At 62.0% G+C, this 18,621-nt stretch carries 20 protein-coding genes; 10 read left to right on the forward strand and 10 right to left on the reverse strand.

The genetic code is table 11. The annotated features are described in order from the left end of the window. Nucleotides 1–63 precede the first annotated feature (63 nt). Genes dapF through GGQ66_RS12675 form a run of 5 tightly spaced genes read left to right on the forward strand, consistent with a single transcriptional unit; the run spans nt 64 to nt 4,759 of the window. Nucleotides 64–966, forward strand: coding sequence for a diaminopimelate epimerase (dapF, locus tag GGQ66_RS12655; RefSeq protein ID WP_183793032.1), 903 nt, complete (start codon nt 64–66; stop codon nt 964–966). Beyond that, on the forward strand, nt 963–2,237 hold the full coding sequence (gene mtaB, locus GGQ66_RS12660) for a tRNA (N(6)-L-threonylcarbamoyladenosine(37)-C(2))-methylthiotransferase MtaB (protein ID WP_183793034.1): 1,275 nt from the start codon (nt 963–965) through the stop codon (nt 2,235–2,237). The genes dapF and mtaB overlap by 4 nt, the downstream gene beginning before the upstream one ends. A 27-nt stretch (nt 2,238–2,264) precedes the next feature. After that, complete coding sequence (ftsY, locus tag GGQ66_RS12665) at nt 2,265–3,524, forward strand: signal recognition particle-docking protein FtsY (protein WP_183793036.1); 1,260 nt, start codon at nt 2,265–2,267, stop codon at nt 3,522–3,524. Between the two features lie 39 nt (nt 3,525–3,563). After that, nucleotides 3,564–4,178, forward strand: coding sequence for a septation protein A (locus GGQ66_RS12670; protein ID WP_183793140.1), 615 nt, complete (start codon nt 3,564–3,566; stop codon nt 4,176–4,178). After that, nucleotides 4,175–4,759, forward strand: a complete 585-nt coding sequence (locus tag GGQ66_RS12675; protein WP_183793038.1) for a DUF2585 domain-containing protein — start codon at nt 4,175–4,177, stop codon at nt 4,757–4,759. The genes GGQ66_RS12670 and GGQ66_RS12675 overlap by 4 nt, the downstream gene beginning before the upstream one ends. Here GGQ66_RS12675 and GGQ66_RS12680 read toward each other — a convergent pair. From GGQ66_RS12680 to ccmA, 6 genes are read right to left on the reverse strand one after another with little or no spacing between them, the layout of a single operon-like run. Then, on the reverse strand, nt 4,756–5,094 hold the full coding sequence (locus GGQ66_RS12680; RefSeq protein WP_183793040.1) for a DMT family protein: 339 nt from the start codon (nt 5,092–5,094) through the stop codon (nt 4,756–4,758). The genes GGQ66_RS12675 and GGQ66_RS12680 overlap by 4 nt on opposite strands. 34 nt (nt 5,095–5,128) lie before the next feature. Further along, nucleotides 5,129–5,728: a DsbE family thiol:disulfide interchange protein gene (locus GGQ66_RS12685; protein ID WP_183793042.1), complete on the reverse strand. Its 600-nt coding sequence runs from the start codon at nt 5,726–5,728 to the stop codon at nt 5,129–5,131. Then, complete coding sequence (gene ccmD, locus GGQ66_RS12690) at nt 5,725–5,901, reverse strand: heme exporter protein CcmD (RefSeq protein ID WP_183793044.1); 177 nt, start codon at nt 5,899–5,901, stop codon at nt 5,725–5,727. The genes GGQ66_RS12685 and ccmD overlap by 4 nt, the downstream gene beginning before the upstream one ends. Nucleotides 5,902–5,905: 4 nt before the next feature. Then, the gene (locus GGQ66_RS12695; protein WP_183793046.1) at nt 5,906–6,667 is read right to left on the reverse strand and encodes a heme ABC transporter permease; all 762 of its coding nucleotides are present in this window, start codon (nt 6,665–6,667) and stop codon (nt 5,906–5,908) included. A 45-nt stretch (nt 6,668–6,712) separates the two neighbouring features. After that, nucleotides 6,713–7,372: a heme exporter protein CcmB gene (gene ccmB, locus GGQ66_RS12700; protein ID WP_183793048.1), complete on the reverse strand. Its 660-nt coding sequence runs from the start codon at nt 7,370–7,372 to the stop codon at nt 6,713–6,715. Beyond that, complete coding sequence (ccmA, locus tag GGQ66_RS12705) at nt 7,369–8,016, reverse strand: heme ABC exporter ATP-binding protein CcmA (protein WP_183793050.1); 648 nt, start codon at nt 8,014–8,016, stop codon at nt 7,369–7,371. The genes ccmB and ccmA overlap by 4 nt, the downstream gene beginning before the upstream one ends. A 269-nt stretch (nt 8,017–8,285) precedes the next feature. On the opposite strand from ccmA, the gene acnA reads away from it, so the two are divergent. From acnA to GGQ66_RS12720, 3 genes are all read left to right on the forward strand, one after another. Next, on the forward strand, nt 8,286–10,979 hold the full coding sequence (gene acnA / locus GGQ66_RS12710) for an aconitate hydratase AcnA (RefSeq protein WP_183793052.1): 2,694 nt from the start codon (nt 8,286–8,288) through the stop codon (nt 10,977–10,979). Between the two features lie 180 nt (nt 10,980–11,159). Beyond that, nucleotides 11,160–11,897, forward strand: coding sequence for a DUF1223 domain-containing protein (locus GGQ66_RS12715; RefSeq protein ID WP_183793054.1), 738 nt, complete (start codon nt 11,160–11,162; stop codon nt 11,895–11,897). A gap of 270 nt (nt 11,898–12,167) precedes the next feature. After that, nucleotides 12,168–12,554 (forward strand): DUF2794 domain-containing protein, encoded by a 387-nt coding sequence (locus tag GGQ66_RS12720; RefSeq protein ID WP_183793056.1) that lies wholly within the window; start codon nt 12,168–12,170, stop codon nt 12,552–12,554. A 76-nt stretch (nt 12,555–12,630) separates the two neighbouring features. On the opposite strand, the gene GGQ66_RS12725 is transcribed toward GGQ66_RS12720, so the two are convergent. The 3 genes from GGQ66_RS12725 to GGQ66_RS12735 all read right to left on the reverse strand — a co-directional run bounded on the left by GGQ66_RS12725 (nt 12,631) and on the right by GGQ66_RS12735 (nt 16,821). Further along, the gene (locus tag GGQ66_RS12725) at nt 12,631–13,380 is read right to left on the reverse strand and encodes a Bax inhibitor-1/YccA family protein (RefSeq protein WP_183793058.1); all 750 of its coding nucleotides are present in this window, start codon (nt 13,378–13,380) and stop codon (nt 12,631–12,633) included. A 193-nt stretch (nt 13,381–13,573) separates the two neighbouring features. Further along, a complete protein-coding gene (locus tag GGQ66_RS12730; protein ID WP_183793060.1) occupies nt 13,574–16,120 on the reverse strand; it encodes an ABC transporter permease in 2,547 nt (848 codons plus the stop codon). After that, nucleotides 16,117–16,821 (reverse strand): ABC transporter ATP-binding protein, encoded by a 705-nt coding sequence (locus GGQ66_RS12735; RefSeq protein WP_183793062.1) that lies wholly within the window; start codon nt 16,819–16,821, stop codon nt 16,117–16,119. The genes GGQ66_RS12730 and GGQ66_RS12735 overlap by 4 nt, the downstream gene beginning before the upstream one ends. A gap of 76 nt (nt 16,822–16,897) precedes the next feature. Between GGQ66_RS12735 and GGQ66_RS12740 the strand changes: the two genes are divergently transcribed. Together GGQ66_RS12740 and thpR are read left to right on the forward strand one after the other, a co-directional pair. After that, complete coding sequence (locus GGQ66_RS12740; RefSeq protein WP_183793064.1) at nt 16,898–17,542, forward strand: arylesterase; 645 nt, start codon at nt 16,898–16,900, stop codon at nt 17,540–17,542. A gap of 68 nt (nt 17,543–17,610) precedes the next feature. After that, the gene (thpR, locus tag GGQ66_RS12745; RefSeq protein WP_183793066.1) at nt 17,611–18,204 is read left to right on the forward strand and encodes an RNA 2',3'-cyclic phosphodiesterase; all 594 of its coding nucleotides are present in this window, start codon (nt 17,611–17,613) and stop codon (nt 18,202–18,204) included. On the opposite strand, the gene GGQ66_RS12750 is transcribed toward thpR, so the two are convergent. Then, nucleotides 18,138–18,617: a low molecular weight protein-tyrosine-phosphatase gene (locus tag GGQ66_RS12750; protein ID WP_183793068.1), complete on the reverse strand. Its 480-nt coding sequence runs from the start codon at nt 18,615–18,617 to the stop codon at nt 18,138–18,140. The two genes, thpR and GGQ66_RS12750, sit on opposite strands and share 67 nt — an antisense overlap. Between the last annotated feature and the right edge of the window lie 4 nt (nt 18,618–18,621).

Here is an 18,621-nt window from a genome sequence, read left to right on the forward strand (position 1 = left end):
CTACTGGTAATCCGCGGCTTTTTCCTCCATATAGGCCAGAGAAAGCAAGGGAAGTGCAGCGCCATGTCGGAAACGGTCGAATTCGCGAAGATGAACGGACTGGGAAACCAGATTCTCGTCGTGGATATGCGTGGCCGCAAGGACAAGGTGACGCCGGAGGCCGCCATCGCACTGGCCGCCGATCCCTTGACCCGCTTCGACCAGATCATGGCGATCCATGATCCCAAGGTGAACGGCACCGATGCCTATATCGACATCGTGAACTGCGATGGTACGCGGGCGCAGGCCTGCGGCAACGGCACCCGCTGCGTGGTGCAGGCGCTCGCCTCCGAGACGGGCCGCAAGTCCTTCACCTTCCAGACCATTGCCGGTATTCTCAACGCCGTCGAGCATGAGGACGGCACGATCTCGGTCGATATGGGCCAGCCCGTCTTCGAGTGGAACCGCATCCCGCTCTCCGAAGAGTTCCACGATACCAGCCGTATCGAACTGCAGATCGGCCCGATCGACAATCCCGTCCTGCATTCGCCGGCGGTCATGTCGATGGGGAACCCGCACGCCATCTTCTGGGTCGACCGCGATCCGATGAGCTTCGATCTCGACCGTTTCGGTCCGCTGCTCGAAAACCATCCGATGTTCCCGGAAAAGGCCAACATCACGCTGGCGCAGGTGACGTCGCCGACATCGATGACGACCCGCACCTGGGAGCGTGGCGCGGGCCTGACGCTCGCCTGCGGTTCCGCTGCCTGTTCCGCCGCCGTTTCCGGCGCTCGCACCGGCCGCACGGGCCGCAAGGTGGAAGTTACAGTTGCTTCCAGCCCGAACCGCGGCAAGCTCGTGATCGAATGGCGTCCCGACAATCACGTCGTCATGACCGGCCCCGCCGAATGGGAATGGGCCGGCACGCTGAACCCGGAAACCGGCAGCTTCACCCGCAGCCCGGAAGCGGGAGCCGAAGCCCGGTGAGCGGTGTCGAGGTCATCACCTTCGGCTGCCGTCTCAACACCTATGAATCGGAAGTGATGCGGGCCGAGGCAAAGGCAGCCGGGTTGAACAATGCCATACTGTTCAATACCTGCGCCGTCACCGCCGAGGCGACCCGGCAGGCGCGGCAGGCCATTCGCCGCGCCCGGCGCGAAAATCCGAATGCCCGCATCATCGTCACCGGCTGCGGCGCGCAGACGGAAGCCGATACCTTTTCCGCCATGCCGGAAGTGGATGCGGTTCTCGGCAACGAAGAAAAGCTGAAAAGCGCGTCCTATCGCGCCCTGCCCGATTTCGGTGTTTCGGCGGAAGAAAAGATCCGCGTCAACGACATCATGAGCGTGACGGAAACCGCCCCGCAAATGGTCAACGCCATCGATGGCCATGTGCGCGCCTTCCTGCAGGTGCAGAACGGCTGCGATCACCGCTGCACCTTCTGCATCATTCCCTATGGCCGCGGCAATTCCCGTTCGGTGCCCATGGGCGCCGTGGTGGAACAGGCCCGCCGGCTGGTGGAGGGCGGTTATCGCGAGGTCGTGCTGACCGGCGTCGACGCGACGAGCTATGGCGCTGACCTGCCTGGTACGCCGACGCTTGGACTGCTGGCGAAAACCGTGTTGAAACAGGTGCCGGAAATCCTGCGACTCCGCCTTTCCTCCATCGACAGCATTGAGGTCGACCCACATCTGATGGACCTGATCGCGAATGAGCCGCGCTTCATGCCGCATCTGCATCTTTCGCTCCAGCATGGCGATGATCTCATCCTGAAGCGCATGAAGCGCCGTCACCTCAGCGCCGATGCCATCCGCTTCTGCGGCGACGCTCGTCGCCTACGTCCGGAAATCGCCTTCAGCGCCGATATGATCGCCGGTTTCCCGACAGAAACGGACGAGGCTGCGGAAAATTCCGCGCGGCTGGCGGAAGCCTGCGGCATCGCCCAGCTTCACGTCTTTCCCTATAGTCCGCGTCCGGGAACCCCCGCCGCTCGGATGCCGCAAATCGATCGCGCGCTTGTCAAGGCCCGCGCCGCGCGCCTGCGCGAACGCGGTGAAGTCCTTTACGCCGCCCATCTCAATCGCATGACCGGCACGCGTCAGACATTGCTGATCGAGAACAACGGCATGGCGCATACGGAAAATTTCACCGGTGTCGCGACGCCGGGTCTAAAACCCCGTGACCTTGTGTCGGCGACCATCGCCGGTCACAATGGCCGCCACCTCATCATCGATGTCGAGGCGGCCCGCGCCGCCTGATTGTTCAAAGAGTACGGATAACACCCCATGGCCGGTTTCATCAAACGTATCTTCTCCTTCGGCAAGGAGCGCCCGCCGGAGGCTGAGACGCCCGCACCCGATGCGGCGGAAGCCGAAATCCCGGCCGAAGACGAACCATCCGAATTCGAAAAGGTGCTGGAGGAGGTCGAGCGCGAACCGGAGACAGTTGCCGGCGCCGAGGAACCGCTGGAAACCGTGATCTCCGAAAGCCTGGAGGCCGCACCGGTCATCGAACCAGCCGAAGAACAGGTGGACGAACGGATGGCCGGGACCGACACCCCGGCCCTGCCAGCCGGCTTCGCGCTGAGCGAAAATGAGCCTGAGGAAGAGGTCGAGCCGGAAGAAGCCCCCAGACTCACCTGGTTCCAGCGTCTCAAGGCCGGGCTTTCACGCACGTCCTCCCAGCTTAGCCTGAAGATTTCCGCCCTGTTCACCAAGCGCAAGCTGGATGAAGACACGCTCGACGAACTTGAAGACCTGCTGATCCAGTCCGATCTCGGCGTCGAAACCGCCATGCGCATCACCGGCGCGCTGTCTTCCGAGCGTTACGGCAAGGATGTGAGCGGCGAGGATGTCGCCCGCATCATGGCCGCCGAGGTTGAGAAGGTTTTGTCCCCCGTCGCGAAGCCGCTGAAGCTCGATCTCTCGCACAAGCCGCACGTCATCCTCGTCGTCGGCGTCAACGGCACCGGCAAGACCACCACGATCGGCAAGCTTGCCGCCAAGCTTTCGGGCGCGGGCCTCAAGGTCACCCTTGCCGCAGGCGACACCTTCCGCGCCGCTGCCATTGAACAGCTCAAGATCTGGGCCGAGCGCACGGGCTCCGACTTCATCGGCACCAGGCTTGGCGCCGATGCCGCGGGCCTCGCCTATGATGCCTTCGAACAGGCGAAGGCGAAGAAGAGCGACGTGCTCATCATCGATACCGCCGGCCGCCTGCAGAACAAGGCGGAACTGATGGCGGAACTGGAAAAGATCGTCCGCGTGCTCGGCAAGCTCGATCCGGATGCGCCGCACACCGTTCTCCAGACGCTCGATGCAACCACCGGCCAGAACGCCATGAGCCAGGTCGAGATCTTCCGCAATGTGGCGGGCGTCAACGGCCTGATTATGACAAAATTGGATGGCACGGCTCGCGGCGGTATCCTGGTCGCCATCGCCGCCAAGCACAAGCTGCCGGTCTATTTCATCGGTGTCGGTGAAGGGATCGACGATCTGGAGCCTTTCGAGGCAGGTGATTTCGCCAAGGCGATTGCGGGAGTTTGACGCGTGGACATCGAGAGCAATCAGAAAGAAAGTGCCGAAATGGCCGCCGAGATCAGCCCGCTCCTGAAAATGGCGCTGGAACTCGGGCCGCTGCTGGTCTTCTTCTTCGCCAATGCCCGCGGCGAATGGCTGGCGAGCCGCTTTCCGGTTCTCACCGAATTCGGTGGGCCGATCTTCATCGCCACCGGCCTGTTCATGATCGCAACAGCCGTGGCGCTGACCGTATCATGGCTTCTCACCCGCAAACTGCCGATGATGCCGCTCATTTCCGGCATCGTCGTCTTCGTCTTCGGTGCGCTGACGCTCTGGCTACAGAACGACACCTTCATCAAGATGAAGCCGACCATCGTCAACGCGCTGTTCGGCACCATCCTGCTCGGCGGCCTGTTCTTCGGCCAGTCGCTTCTGGGCTATGTCTTCAACTCCGCCTTCAAGCTGACGGATGAGGGCTGGCGCAAGCTGACGCTCCGCTGGGGCGTGTTCTTCCTCTTCCTCGCCGTGTTGAACGAGGCCGTCTGGCGAACGGTCTCGACCGATACCTGGGTCGCCTTCAAGGTGTGGGGCACGATGCCCATCACCGTCCTTTTCACGATGGCACAGATGCCGCTCATCATGAAACACTCCGTAGAACCCATCATGAAGGACAAACCGTGACAGCCGAGGCCGCTCCGACCGCAAGCCGCAATACGCTCTGGCTCGGCGTCGCCCTTGGCCTGCTGCTCGCCCAGATCGTCATCCTGCATCTCATGGGCCGTATTCCGATTTGCGAATGCGGCTATATCAAGCTGTTCGAGCCGGGTGCGAACACACCGGGCAATTCGCAGCACCTGTCGGACTGGTACACGCCCTCTCATATCATCCACGGCTTCCTGTTCTACGGGCTCGGCTGGCTGCTGTTTCGCAGGCAGCCCCTGTTTGCCCGCCTCTCGTTTGCCGTCTTGATCGAGGCCGCGTGGGAACTGGCGGAAAACTCGCCGATGGTCATCGACCGCTACCGCACCGCCACCATGGCGCTCGGCTATACCGGCGACAGCATCCTGAACTCCGGCATGGACACCGTGTTCATGGCGCTCGGCTTCTTCTTCGCCGCGCGCATGCCGGTCTGGGTCACGGTGGCGCTTGCCATCGCCTTTGAGCTTCTGACGCTCTTCGTCATCCGTGACAATCTCACGCTCAACGTGCTGATGCTCGTCTGGCCGGTCGAAGCCATCAAGGTCTGGCAGGCGGGCCTTTAAGGCTTGAAGATAAAGGCTGCGCCGCAGGCAATGAGTCCGAAGCCGACCAGATGGTTCCAGCCGATGGACTCCTTCAGGTAAAACACAGAGAAGGCGGCGAAGACGAGAAGGGTAATCACCTCCTGCATCGTCTTGAGCTGGGCGGCGCTATAGACCTGATGGCCGATGCGGTTGGCCGGCACTGCCAGCCAGTATTCGAAGAAGGCGATACCCCACGAGGTCATCACCGCGATCCATAGCGGCGTCTTTTCATGGCCGAGATGACCATACCAGGCAAAGGTCATGAAGATGTTGGAAGCGAAAAGCAGCAGGATAGGCGTGTAATAACCGGCCATGAAAAACCCCGAAATGATTCGGGGCCATGCTACTTCAGGATAATGGCGCCGCAAGGGCCTTCTCGATGGCCGGCATCAGCCCTTCCCTCAGGCTGACGGGGTCGAACGGCCCGACCCGCTTGTAGAGGATCCTGCCATCCGGGGCGACGAGGTAGGTTTCCGGAATGCCGTAGACACCCCAGTCGATAGCGGCCTTGCCGTTCGGGTCGACACCGATCGCCTTGTAGGGATTGCCAAGCTCGCCAAGGAAGCGCAGCGCATTGTCGTTGCGGTCCTTGTAATTGATGCCGACGAGATTGATGCGGGGATCCTTCGAAAGCTCGAGCAGGATCGGATGTTCCTCGCGACAGGGTATGCACCAGGACGCAAAGACATTGAGCAGCGTCAGCTTGCCCTTGATGGCGGCATCCGTCAGCGGCGGAGTATCCGACCCTTCGAGCGGCGGCATGTCGAGCGCGGGTGCCACCATGCCGATCAGCGCCGAGGGAATGGCGGATATGTCCTTGCCATGAACCTGCTGATCGTAAAGCACCTTGCCGGTGATGGCGGCAAAACCGGCAAACAGCACCAGCGGTATGAGCGCCAGCGCGTAGCGGCCGAAACCACCCTTGGTGGGTTGCGTCTCCTCGCTCATGCCACTTCACCACCGGCCGTCTTGGCCGCCGAGCGTCGCCGATGACCGGCGGCTTCCAGTTCGGCAATTTCCCGCTGGCGGGCGCGGCCATCAAGCCAGACCCAGAGACAGAGACCGAGAGATATGGCACCGGCCACCAGATAGGACGCGAGAATATAGAACGTATGGCTCATGGCATCACTCCTCGCGGCCAGCCATGCGGGCGGCCATGCGGCGCTGCGATGTCACCCGGCGACGCCAGATTTCGTTGCGCATGGCGGCAATATGCAGCGTGAAGAACAGCATGGTGAAAGCCGTCGCCATGACGAGCAGAGGCCACAGGAAGGACGGATCGATGGTCGGCCCATCCATGCGCACGACGCTCGCCGGCTGGTGCAGCGTGTTCCACCATTCCACCGAAAACTTGATGATCGGGATGTTGACGAAGCCCACGAGGATCAGCACTGCCGAAACGCGCGCCGCCTTGGCCGGCTCATCCATGGCGCGGTTAAGCGCAATCAGGCCGAGATACATGATGAAGAGGATAAAGACGGAGGTCAGCCGCGCATCCCACACCCACCAGGTGCCCCACATCGGCTTGCCCCACAGCGAACCGGTAATCAGCGAAATCAGCGTGAAGGCAGCGCCCAGAGGAGCCGCCGCCTTGTGGCTGACATCGGCCAGCGGATGACGCCAGACCAGCGTGCCGATGGCCGAAACCGCCATGACCGAATAGCACATCATCGCTAGCCACGCCGCCGGCACATGCACATACATGATGCGCACGGTGTAACCCTGCTGGTAATCGCTGGTGCTGGAAAAGCTCATATACAGCCCGACCGCAAACAGCAGGGCGGTGATGCCCGACATCCACGGCAGAATGCTACGACAGAGCGCCAGAAAGCGCGTCGGGTTGGCCAGACCGGTGACTTTGTTCAGGACAAGGCTTGTGGTGCTCATGGAGCCTTTCTAACCTCAGAATTGGTCGCCTGCAATTGATCCCGGTCAATCCGAGCTTTGTCTGAGCGCCCCTGCGGCCGCCAAGGGGCCGAGCGCGGCAAACAGGAGTGTCAGCGCCGCAAGGATCATGAACGGCGGCAGGAAGGGGGCCGGGTCTTCTACCGCCGCATAGGTGGCCGACACGCCGAAAATCAGCACCGGGATCGTAAACGGCAGCACGAGAATGGATACCAGAAGCCCGCCGCGCGGCAAGGCCACGGCAACGGCGGCCCCCACCGCTCCAATAAACGTGATCGCCGGCGAGCCGACGAGAAGCGTCAGCATCACCGCGCCGATCGCCACTTCGTTCATGTTCATGAACAGTGACAGAAGCGGCGAGGCGATGACGAGCGGCAGGCCCGTGCCTGCCCAGTGTGCCAGGCACTTCACGAACACGGTGAGCGCCAACGGCGTTTCCTGCATCAGGATGAGATCGAGCGAGCCGTCGTCGCGTTCGGCCTGAAACAGCCGGTCGAGCCCGAGCAGGGCGGCGAGCAGCGCCCCGATCCACACGATGGCCGGGCCGATACGCGAGAGCAGGTTGAGATCGGGCCCGACACCGAACGGCACGACGGCGACCACGGTCATGAAGAACAGCACCCCGATCAACGCCCCGCCACCGGCGCGCACGGAGAGCTTCAGGTCACGAAGGAACAGTGACATCATGCCGCGCGATCCTGCGGCGTTCCTGCAAATCCCTTCATCCGTAATTCCTTCGCTCCCTCCAGCCCCAGCGGCTGATGCGTGGCGGCCAGCACGATGCCGCCCCTGGCAAGATGGCCGGAAACGAGGCTGGCGAACATGCGATCCGCTGCCGCATCGAGCGCGGCGGTCGGTTCGTCGAGAATCCAGACCGGTCGCCAGGCGACGAGAAGCTTGGCAAAGGCGAATCGTCGCTGCTGACCGGCGGAGAGATAGCCGAAGGGCAGGTGAGCGATGCCGCCAAGCCCGACCGTTTCCGCCGCCTCGCCAACGCAAAGACCGGCGCCACCCCCAGCATCACCCAGAAAATCCTTCCAGAAGGAAAGATTTTCCTCCACCGTCAGTTCCGGTTTCATTGCATTGCGGTGGCCGAGATAGTGCGCCGCCTCTCCAGCCGGGCGAGCCTCGCCACCACCCTGCGGCGTATAGGAAACAGAGCCGGAATCAGGTCGCAAAAGTCCCGCCACCACGCGCAGAAGCGTCGATTTTCCCGAGCCGTTCGCCCCCGTCAGAATAAGCGCGCCTCCCTCATCAAGGGAAAAGGAAATATCAACGAAAAGAAGATCTTCGCCGCGTCTGGCGGCCAGGTTTTCCGCTATCAGCCCCATGGCAGGCTCGCTTTCCGGCGATTTCGCATCGCACCGTAAAAAATGTCGCGTTTCAACGCGTTCTGGTCTGGAACCTTTCTTAGAAAGTATCTATATCAGTTTCAACCACGCCAGCGGCCGGCGTGATTTTCATCCAGGCGCCGAACAAAAAACTGCGGAGAGCAGTTTTACGTGCGGACAGCGGAAATGGCCGCACCCGCATCCTCATTGCATGACAGTGCATAGGCGTCCACACGATTGTGTAGGCTCAATGAGAGACGGGGTCCAAAGTGTCCAAATCACTCGACAGTTTCAAATGCCGCTCCACCCTTGAAGTGAACGGGAAAGAGTACGTCTATTTCAGCCTTCCGAAAGCAGAGGAGAACGGTCTGGCCGGTGTTTCCAGGCTGCCCTATTCGATGAAGGTTCTGCTGGAAAACCTGCTTCGCAACGAAGACGGTCGCTCGGTCACCAAGGCCGATATCGAAGCCGTCGCCGCATGGCTGACCAACAAGGGCCTCACAGAAGCTGAAATCGCCTACCGTCCTGCCCGCGTGCTGATGCAGGACTTCACCGGCGTTCCCGCCGTGGTCGATCTTGCCGCCATGCGCGACGGCCTCAAGTCCCTCGGCGGCGATCCGGAAAAGATCAACCCGCTCGTACCCGTCGACCTCGTCATCGACCACTCGGTCATTGTGGACGAATTCGGCACGCCGCAGGCCTTCGCCCGCAACGTGGAACTGGAATATGAGCGTAACGGCGAGCGTTACCGCTTCCTCAAGTGGGGCCAGCAGGCATTCAAGAACTTCCGTGTGGTTCCGCCCGGCACCGGCATCTGTCATCAGGTGAATCTCGAATATCTCGGCCAGACAGTCTGGACGAAGGACGAGGATGGCGAAACAGTCGCTTACCCCGACACCTGCGTGGGCACCGACAGCCACACCACCATGATCAACGGCCTCGGCGTTCTGGGCTGGGGCGTGGGCGGCATCGAGGCGGAAGCCGCCATGCTCGGCCAGCCGGTCTCCATGCTCCTGCCGGAAGTCATCGGCTTCAAGCTGACGGGCAAGGTGAAGGAAGGCGTCACCGCCACCGACCTCGTGCTGACCGTCGTGCAGATGCTGCGCAAGAAGGGCGTCGTCTCGAAATTCGTCGAGTTCTTCGGCCCCGGTCTCGATTCCATGTCGCTGGCCGACCGCGCCACCATCGGCAACATGGGCCCGGAATACGGCGCCACCTGCGGCTTCTTCCCGGTTGACGGCGAAACCATCAACTACCTCACCATGTCCGGCCGCACCAAGGATCGTATCGCGCTTGTCGAAGCCTATTCGAAGGCGCAGGGCATGTGGCGCGAAGGCGACGGCGCCGACCTCGTCTTCACCGATACGCTGGAGCTTGACCTCGGCGATGTCGTGCCCTCGATGGCCGGCCCCAAGCGTCCTGAAGGCCGCCTGCCGCTCGAAACCATCGCCCCGAACTTTGCGACCGCGCTCGAAGCCGACTACAAGAAGCCGGGCCAGCTCTCCAGCCGTTATGCGGTGGAAGGCGAGGACTTCGACCTTGGCCACGGCGACGTGGCGATTGCCGCCATCACCTCGTGCACCAACACGTCGAACCCGAGCGTGCTGATCGCCGCCGGTCTTCTTGCCCGCAACGCCGTTGCCAAGGGCCTGACGTCCAAGCCGTGGGTCAAGACCTCGCTGGCACCGGGATCGCAGGTCGTGGCCGAATACCTCGCCAAGTCCGGTCTCCAGACCGATCTCGATGCGCTCGGCTTCAACCTCGTCGGCTTCGGCTGCACCACCTGCATCGGCAATTCCGGCCCGCTTCCGGCGCCGATCTCGAAGACGATCAACGACAAGGGCCTCATCACCGCGGGCGTCCTGTCGGGCAACCGTAACTTCGAAGGCCGCATCTCGCCGGATGTGCAGGCAAACTACCTCGCATCGCCGCCGCTCGTCGTCGCCTACGCGCTCGCCGGTACGGTGCAGAAGGACCTGACAACCGAGCCGCTCGGCATCGGTTCGGACGGCAAGCCGGTGTTCCTCAAGGATATCTGGCCGACCTCCAAGGAAATTCAGGAATTCATCCTGAAATACGTCACCCGCGAACTCTACGAAACGAAATACGCTGACGTGTTCAAGGGCGATGCCAACTGGCAGGCCGTGCAGGTTCCGGAAGGCCAGACCTATGCCTGGGACGACAAGTCGACCTACGTGCAGAACCCGCCCTACTTCGTCGGCATGAAGAAGAAGGGCGAAGGCCTGCACGACATCAAGGGCGCCCGCGTTCTCGGCCTCTTCGGTGACAAGATCACCACTGACCACATTTCCCCGGCCGGTTCGATCAAGGCAACCTCCCCGGCCGGTGCCTACCTGCTGGAGAACGGCGTTTCGGTCGCTGACTTCAACCAGTACGGCACGCGCCGCGGCAACCACGAAGTCATGATGCGCGGCACCTTCGCCAACATCCGCATCCGCAACCACATGCTCGGCCCGAACGGCAAGGAAGGTGGCTACACCATCCACTACCCGTCCAAGGAAGAGCTGTCGATCTACGATGCGGCCATGAAGTACAAGGCCGAAGGCGTTCCGCTCGTCATCTTCGCCGGTGTCGAATATGGCAACGGCTCCTCGCGCGACTGGGCTGCGAAGGGCACGAACCTGCTCGGCGTAAAGGCCGTCATTGCCCAGTCCTTCGAGCGCATTCACCGTTCCAACCTGGTCGGCATGGGCGTCGTGCCCTTCACCTTCCAGGAAGGCACGACCTGGGCGAGCCTGGGCCTGAAGGGCGACGAGGTCGTGACGATCGAAGGTCTCGAAGGCGACATCAAGCCCCGCGAGACGAAGATCGCAAGGATCACCTACGCGGACGGCACCGTGAAGGACATTCCGCTTCTCTGCCGCATCGATACGCTCGATGAGGTCACCTACATGGAGAATGGCGGCATCCTGCAGACGGTTCTGCGCGACCTCGCCGCATAATCCCGTTGCCTCATGAAACTGAAGAGCCGCCGGCCTTGATCCGGCGGCTTTTTGACGAGCGACACTCTCACACCGCCTTCACCCCAACGTGACTTCGATGCGGCGGCGCTCGACGCTATGCTTCGGACAAGAATGGTGCCGGAACCCGGCCTGACAAACCCTTGAGGAAACAGGAAGTCCATGCCGCCAAAGCTTCTGACCGGTCTGACCGTGCTTGCCGGCCTGCTGGCCCCGCAAGTTGCGTCCTGCGGTGAAACGCAGGCGTTGAAGGGCGTTGTCGAACTGTTCACCGCGCAGGGCTGCGTTTCCTGTCCGCCCGCCGATGCGGCCTTCGAAAAACTGGTCCACCAGGGCGATGTCGTGGCGCTCGCCTATCACGTCGATTACTGGAACTATCTCGGCTGGTCCGATACGCTCGGCACCAAGGAAAATACCGAGCGGCAATATGCCTATGCCAAGGGGCTGGGGCGCAGCAATGTCTACACGCCGCAGGCGGTCATCAACGGTCGCGACCATGTGAATGGCGCCGATCTTGCAGCCATCAACACACGGCTCGATACGCTGAAGACCAAGGGCACCGGCCTCAGCGTGCCGGTTTCCGCCTCCATGCGCGGTGATGAGGTGGATATCGATATCGGCAATGGCGTCGGCAAGGCGGAAGTGGTCGTTGCCTATTTTCACCGGGAACAGACTGTCGAAGTATTGAAGGGCGAGAACAAGGGGCGCAAGGCGTCCTATCTCAACAGCGTCTACGACGTGCAGACCGTTGGCAGGTGGGAAGGGTTGCCCATGCGGCTGACCCTGCCGACAACCGTGATGAAAAGCGAGGATCGGGACGGTTTTGCGATCCTGTTGCAAACCGCTCAGGAAAACGGCGCACCGTCATCCATCATAGGCGCGACGGTTTTCATTCCATAATTTTCGGAAGGCTGTTGGCGGTCCGGGCCCGAAGGGCATTTGGGGGCTGGGGTAAGGGTCAATGCGCTACCGACCCGGACCTTTTTGGGCGCGAAGCGCACCAAACCAACGCCGTTAGAATGCCTCCAGAATTGCGGCGCTGTTTTGTTCGAATTGCGACGGCGCAAAAAATCCTGCGACGCCCCAGCAAGATGGTTTTCGTTGCTTGCATTTTCTCCGTTCCCGTTCAGACTGTCATGAACCTGCCATGAATCGGATGCGGCGAGGCCCATGAGCGACTATTCGGATGCAAGTGCCGAAGAAAATCACCCGCCGGTGATCAATCTCGGGGAATACCGGCAAAGCCGCGATCCCCTGCCCGTGACCTTCCACCGCAAGGAGCTTGACGCCATTCTGTGGGTCTATGGTCGCATGGTGGGCGAAGGCGAGTGGCGCGACTATGCCATCGATCACCTCAGGGAAAAGGCCGTCTTCTCGGTCTTCAAGCGTTCCGGCGAAATGCCGCTCTACCGCATCGAAAAGAACCCGAAGCTTGCCGCCAGGCAGGGCGCCTACAGCGTCGTCAACACCGCTGGCATGATCCTGAAGCGCGGGCACGACCTGCGCCAGGTGCTCAAGGTCTTCGACAAGGTACTGAAACTGGTCGACAAGGATTGACCTCTCTTCTCCCGACAGCAGACATGAAAAAGGCGGCCCGAAGGCCGCCTTTCCCAAACCCGAGGGTCTTCTCTTCTTAGTCGTTGTTGCGGTTGCCCATGAACTGCAGCAGGAACATGAAGAGGTTGATGAAGTCGAGGTAGAGCGTCAGCGCGCCCATGATCGCCTTGCGACCGGCCACGACGGCATCATCGCCATCAAAGTACATTTCCTTGATCTTCTGCGTATCGTAGGCCGTCAGGCCGGCGAAGACGAGAACACCGATGGCCGAGATGGCGAACTGCAGCGCCGAGGAGGCCAGGAAGATGTTGACGACAGATGCGATCAGCAGGCCGAACACACCCATGATCAGGAAAGAGCCGAGCGCCGAAAGATCCTTGCGCGTGGTGTAGCCGTAGAGCGACAGCGCGCCGAACGAAGCGGCGGTGACGAAGAAGGTCTGCACGACGCTCTGGCCGGTAAAGACCAGGAAGATCGACGACAGCGACACACCCATCAGCGCGGCATAGACCCAGAACGTGGCCTGGGCAGCCGAAACGCTCATGGACGAGATCTTGAAGCTCATGAAGAACACGAGACCCACGGGGGCGAGCATGACGACCCACTTGAGCGGGCTGGCATAGAGCGCCTGACCGAAGCCCGTCAACTGGCCACCGGAAACCGCCATGTTGAACGTGAAGAAAGCGGCAAGGCCGGTAATCGCCAGACCCAGCGCCATCAGGTTGTAAACCTTCAGCATGTAGCTGCGCAGGCCCTGATCGATATCGACGCCGGCCTGGGCGCGCGTCTGCGTCATCCGGTTCTGGTAATTGTTGAAGTCAGCCATTGTTTCCTCTTTCGAAGCTCCGAAGTTGTACGGTGTCGGGATACTACTTTGAGACATAAACCCGTGCGCCGCTGCGGAGCTACAGCAAGCATATCTGAAATATGAGGCGATTGGCCTTCACTTACAAGGCCCGCGCACCCAAGAAGCCGACGAACCGTGCCGCCTGACGAAAAGTTGATTGCCCGCGCGGGGCTTACAACTCCCGCAGCATCGGTGCGGCCTTCTGGCCGAGAATGCGCCAGGTGCCGGCAAGGCCGATACCGACGGTCATCACCAATGCCACCACGACCGTTGTCACCGCGACATCCGTCAGGAACAGCGAACGCAGATTCATGATCCGTGAAACGACATACCACGCCGCCACGCCACCCGAGAGCAGCGAGAACACCGCCGTCGCAAAGCCGAGGATCAGATATTCATAGGTGAAGGCGCGGATCAGCAACCGGCGCGTGCCGCCCAGCGTCTTGAGGATCACCGCATCATGCGCCCGCGCCCGGTTGCCGGCGGCCAGCGCGCCGGCCAGCACCAGAACGGAGGCCACAAGCGCAATCGCCGCCGCCGCACGGATCGCCGTGGTGATCTGCCCGACAAGGCGGTTCGCGGTATCCAGCGCATCCTTGACGCGCACGCTGGTAATGGTCGGATAGGCGTTGGTCACCGCCCGGAGAACCGCGCCTTCCTGCTGCGCACTGGCACCCGGATCGGACAGCGTGGCCAGCCAGGCATGCGGCGCGCCCTTGAAGGTGTTGGGCGAGAACACCATGACGAAGTTGATGGACAGCGATTCCCAATCCACCGCGCGGAGATTGGCGATCTTCGCGGTAATCGAACGACCGAGGACGTTGACCGTGACCTTGTCGCCCACCTTGAGGCCGATCTCGCCCGCCTCCTTGGCCGAGAAGGACACGAGCGGTTCGCCCGAGTAATCCTTCGGCCACCATTCACCGGCAGACACCGTCGAATTCTTCGGCACGGTTTCGGAATAGGTCACGCCACGATCGCCGCGCAGAACCCAACGCGCCGTCGGCGGCACATTGGAGGCGTTCACCGCCTCGCCGTTGAAGGCAAGGATGCGCCCGCGCAGCATCGGCACTTCCGTCAACTCGCCGTTCGGCGCCTGCTGGCGGACGATGTTGCGGAAACCGTCGCGCTCAGCGCTCTGGATGTCGACGAAGAAGAAATTCGGCGCGCGCTCCGGCAAGGTGCTGCCGAGTTCGCGGCGCAGGTTGCCGTCGATCAGCGCCAGGGTTACCAGAAGTGCCAGACCGAGCCCGAGCGAAAGCACCACGGACGCGGTCAGCGCGCCCGGACGATAAATATTGCCGATGGCCAGCCGAAGTGCTGGCGATCGAACGCGCGGGCTTTTCCGGGCCAGTGCCGAAATTCCCGCCGCCACGAGCCGCAAAACGACGAAGGCCGCACCGATGGCCACCAGAAACACCACGGCTATCCGCCAGTCATGGGCGGAGAAGACCGCAAGCGCTGCAAGGGCCGCGAGCGTGATTGCGGCGCCGAGCAGATAGGGCCAGGAAGGCAGTCCTGCCTTTTCAAAGCCCTGCTCGCGAAACAGCGCAGTGGCCGGCACTTCACGGGCATGGCCAAGCGGCAGAATGGCGAAGGCGGCGGTGGTCAGATAGCCGAACAGTGCTGCAAGCCCGAGCGCCGAGGGATAGACCGACGGCGCCGCCGACACCGGCAGCACATCGCGCAGGAAGCCTGCCGCCACCAGCGGCGTCACCGCCCCGATGACGAGCCCGATGGCGATGCCGATCGAGGCAATCAGCAGGATCTGGACGAAATAGATCAGTGTCACCACGAAACCCGGCGCGCCGAGACACTTGAAGGCTGCAATGGTGCTGCGCTTGGAATCGAGAAAAGCCCGCACGGCATTGGCGACGCCCACGCCGCCGACGATGAGCGCCGTCAGGCCGACCAGCGTCAGGAATTGCGTGAAGCGGGCGATATTATCGGTGAGCGAGGGCGAAGCGCGTTCGCTGGTGCGGATCGACCATCCGGCATCCGGGAAGGCCTTGGTCGCGAGCGCGCTGATCGCATCCTCGTCCCCCAGCGGCGCCTTCAGCCTGATGCGATAGGCATGTTCCACCAGACTGCCGGTCTGGATGAGGCCGGAAGCCTGCAAGGCGTCACGCGATACCATCACCCGCGGCGCAAAACCGAACCCTTCGGACAGCGCATCGGGTTCGTTGACGAGCGAGGCGGTCAGCCTGAGCTTCGCCTTGCCGAGCAGGAGTTCGGCGCCGGGCTTCAATCCCAGCCGCTCGAACAGAAGCGGCGCGGCAATGGCGCCAAAGGCCCCGTCCTTCTCCGCCAGAAGATCGGCGGAAGGTTGCTTCGGCTCTGTCTCCAGCGTGCCGTAAAGCGGGTAAAGTCCATCGACGCCGCGCACCTCCGCCAGTGTCTGGTCGGCGCCATCGGGCAAACGCACCATGGAGCGCAGCCCGGTCGAAACCGAAACTGTGCCGAGCCCCGCCAGCCATTCGGCTTCCGCCGGCGTGGCCTCGCGATTGTTCAGTTCGAAGCGCACATCGCCGGCCAGAATGCTGCGACCTTCTGAAGCGATGGCATCCGTCATGGTCCGCGACAGCGAATTGACGGCAGCAATGGCACCGACGCCAAGCGCGATGCAGGCGAGGAAGATATAGAAGCCCTTCAGCCCGCCACGCATTTCCCGAAGCGCCAGCCGAAGCGCCACCCTGAGCCGGAACGACGCGCGGCTCATGCCGTCTCCTTCAAGGAAATACGGGCACTGTCGCTTTCAATACGGCCGGAGCGCACGCCGATCTGGCGCGAGCAACGGGCGGCCAGCGAGGGATCGTGGGTCACCAGCACCAGCGTCATGCCGCGCTCGGCCTGTTTGGAAAACAGGAGATCGGCGATCTGCCGGCCGGTTTCCGTATCGAGATTGCCGGTCGGCTCGTCGGCGATCAGCACTTTCGGCGACGGTGCGAGCGCGCGTGCAATCGCCACGCGCTGCTGCTCACCGCCCGACAACTGGCCGGGATAATGGCTGAGGCGTTCCCCGAGCCCGACGGCCTTGAGCTCCCGCTCGGCAATGGCGAAGGCGTTGGGAACATTGGCGAGTTCCAGCGGCACGGCCACATTCTCGAGTGCGGTCATGTTGGAAATCAGATGGAAGGACTGGAAGACGATGCCGATATTGCGGCCGCGAAAATCGGCCAGCGCATCTTCGGAAAGGCCATGCAGCGGCTCACCGGCAATGATGATTTCGCCGCTGTCGAGCCGCTCCAGCCCGGCCAGCACCATGAGCAAGGTCGATTTTCCCGACCCCGATGGACCAACGATGCCGGCGGCCTCACCTGCCCGTATCGAAAGGTCGATGCCTTTCAGCACATGCACGGCAGCCGCAGCACTTCCCAGCGTCAAATCCGCTTTCCTGAGGTCGATGATGTTTTCAGTCACGGAAAGCGTCCTATATTCGGGAAACGAAGGGCGGGCGCTGCAACGCAACACCGCCTGCCAATCTAGGAACCTCCGCATGAGATTTAAAGCAGCCCTCCTTCAAATCGCTGTCATCGCGCTCTCTCTCACCACCGCCGGCATGGTGCAGGCCGAGCCGTTGCATCTCGTCGGCCTCGGCGACAGCCTGATGGCCGGCTACCAGCTTCCCGCAACGGACTCCTACACGGCACAGCTCGAAAAGGCGCTGAAAGACAAGGGGCTGGATATCGTCATCGAAAACGCCGCCGTCTCCGGTGACACCACCTCCGGCGGCCTTGCCCGCGCCGACTGGTCAGTGCCGGACGGCACGGATGGCGTCATCCTGGAACTCGGCGCCAATGATGCACTGCGCGGCATCGCGCCCGAAGACAGCGAGAAAAATCTCGATGCCATGCTGGCCCGCTTCAAGGAGCGGGGGATTGCCGTGATGCTCATCGGCATGCTGGCGCCACCCAACATGGGCGAGGATTACGCCGCCCGCTTCAATCCGGTCTATAAGCGGCTGGCCGAGAAATACGATGTACTGCTCTATCCGTTCTTCCTTGATGGCGTGGTGACGGAAGAACGCCTGAAGCTCTCCGATGGCATGCATCCGACCGGGGAAGGCGTGAGCGTGATGGTGTCGCGCAGTCTCCCCATCGTGGAGAAATTCGTTGCACTGATTTCGGAGAAAAAGAAATAGAGCTTGCGCAAGACCGCATTGCGTGTTCCGCTGTTACGCATCTGCAAAAGATTCGGGGAGACCTCGCCATGCCGAGATTGTTCACCGCCCTCGAAGTGCCGCGCGAAGCGGCCTTGAGTCTCTCTCTTTTGCGCGGCGGCATACCCGGCGCCCGCTGGATTGATGTCGAGAACTATCACATCACCTTACGCTTCTTCGGGGATATCGACGGTCGCACCGCCGATGAACTGGTGAACCGTCTGGATCGCATAGACCGGCCGCAATTCACCCTGTCGCTGTCCGGCCTGGGCGCCTTCGGTTCCAAGAAACCGCATTCGATCTTCGCCAGCGTCACGCCCTCTCCGGAAATGTTCGCGCTCCAGGGCGAAATCGAACGCATCTGCCAGCGGATCGGCCTGCCGCCGGACCCACGCAAGTTCACGCCGCACGTCACGCTCGCGCGCCTGCGCAACACCCGTGTCGACGATGTCGTGCACTACCTTTCCGGGCGCGGCGACTTCCAGACCATGCCCTTCATGGCGAGGCGTTTCGTGCTGCTGTCCTCGAAGGAATCGGTCGGCGGCGGTCCCTATCTCACGGAAGAGGTCTTCCCGCTTTACGATCCGCGGGAGGCCCGCAGCCTGTCGAGCAACAGGCCGCAACCCGAAAACAGCATGTTGTAAACATCATCAAAGCCATCCGGGCCACCGTAATAGGGGTCCGGAACATCGAAATCGCGCCCGGTCGCAAAGCGGCTGAAGAGGTGAATGCGATTTTCGAATGCGCTCGGTGCGTGGGCCTTCAGCTTAAGAACGTGGCCTCGGTCCAGTCCGAGGATGAGATCGAAGCGCTCGAAATCCCGCTCGACAATCTTGCGGGCCCGCTGGTCGGTAATATCGATGCCATGCCGGGCTGCAACTCTGATCGAGCGACTATCAGGCAAGCTCCCCTGATGCCAGCCGCCAGTTCCGGCGGAATCGGCGGTGTAGAGCCCCGCCTCGCCCCGCTCCCGCGCCAGATGGAGAAAAATCCCCTCCGCAAGCGGCGAGCGGCAGATATTTCCCGTACAGACGAAGAGAACGGATTGGACGCTCATGTGT

Origin of the sequence: Allorhizobium borbori (assembly GCF_014196535.1) — a bacterium.
GTDB lineage: Bacteria > Pseudomonadota > Alphaproteobacteria > Rhizobiales > Rhizobiaceae > Ectorhizobium > Ectorhizobium borbori.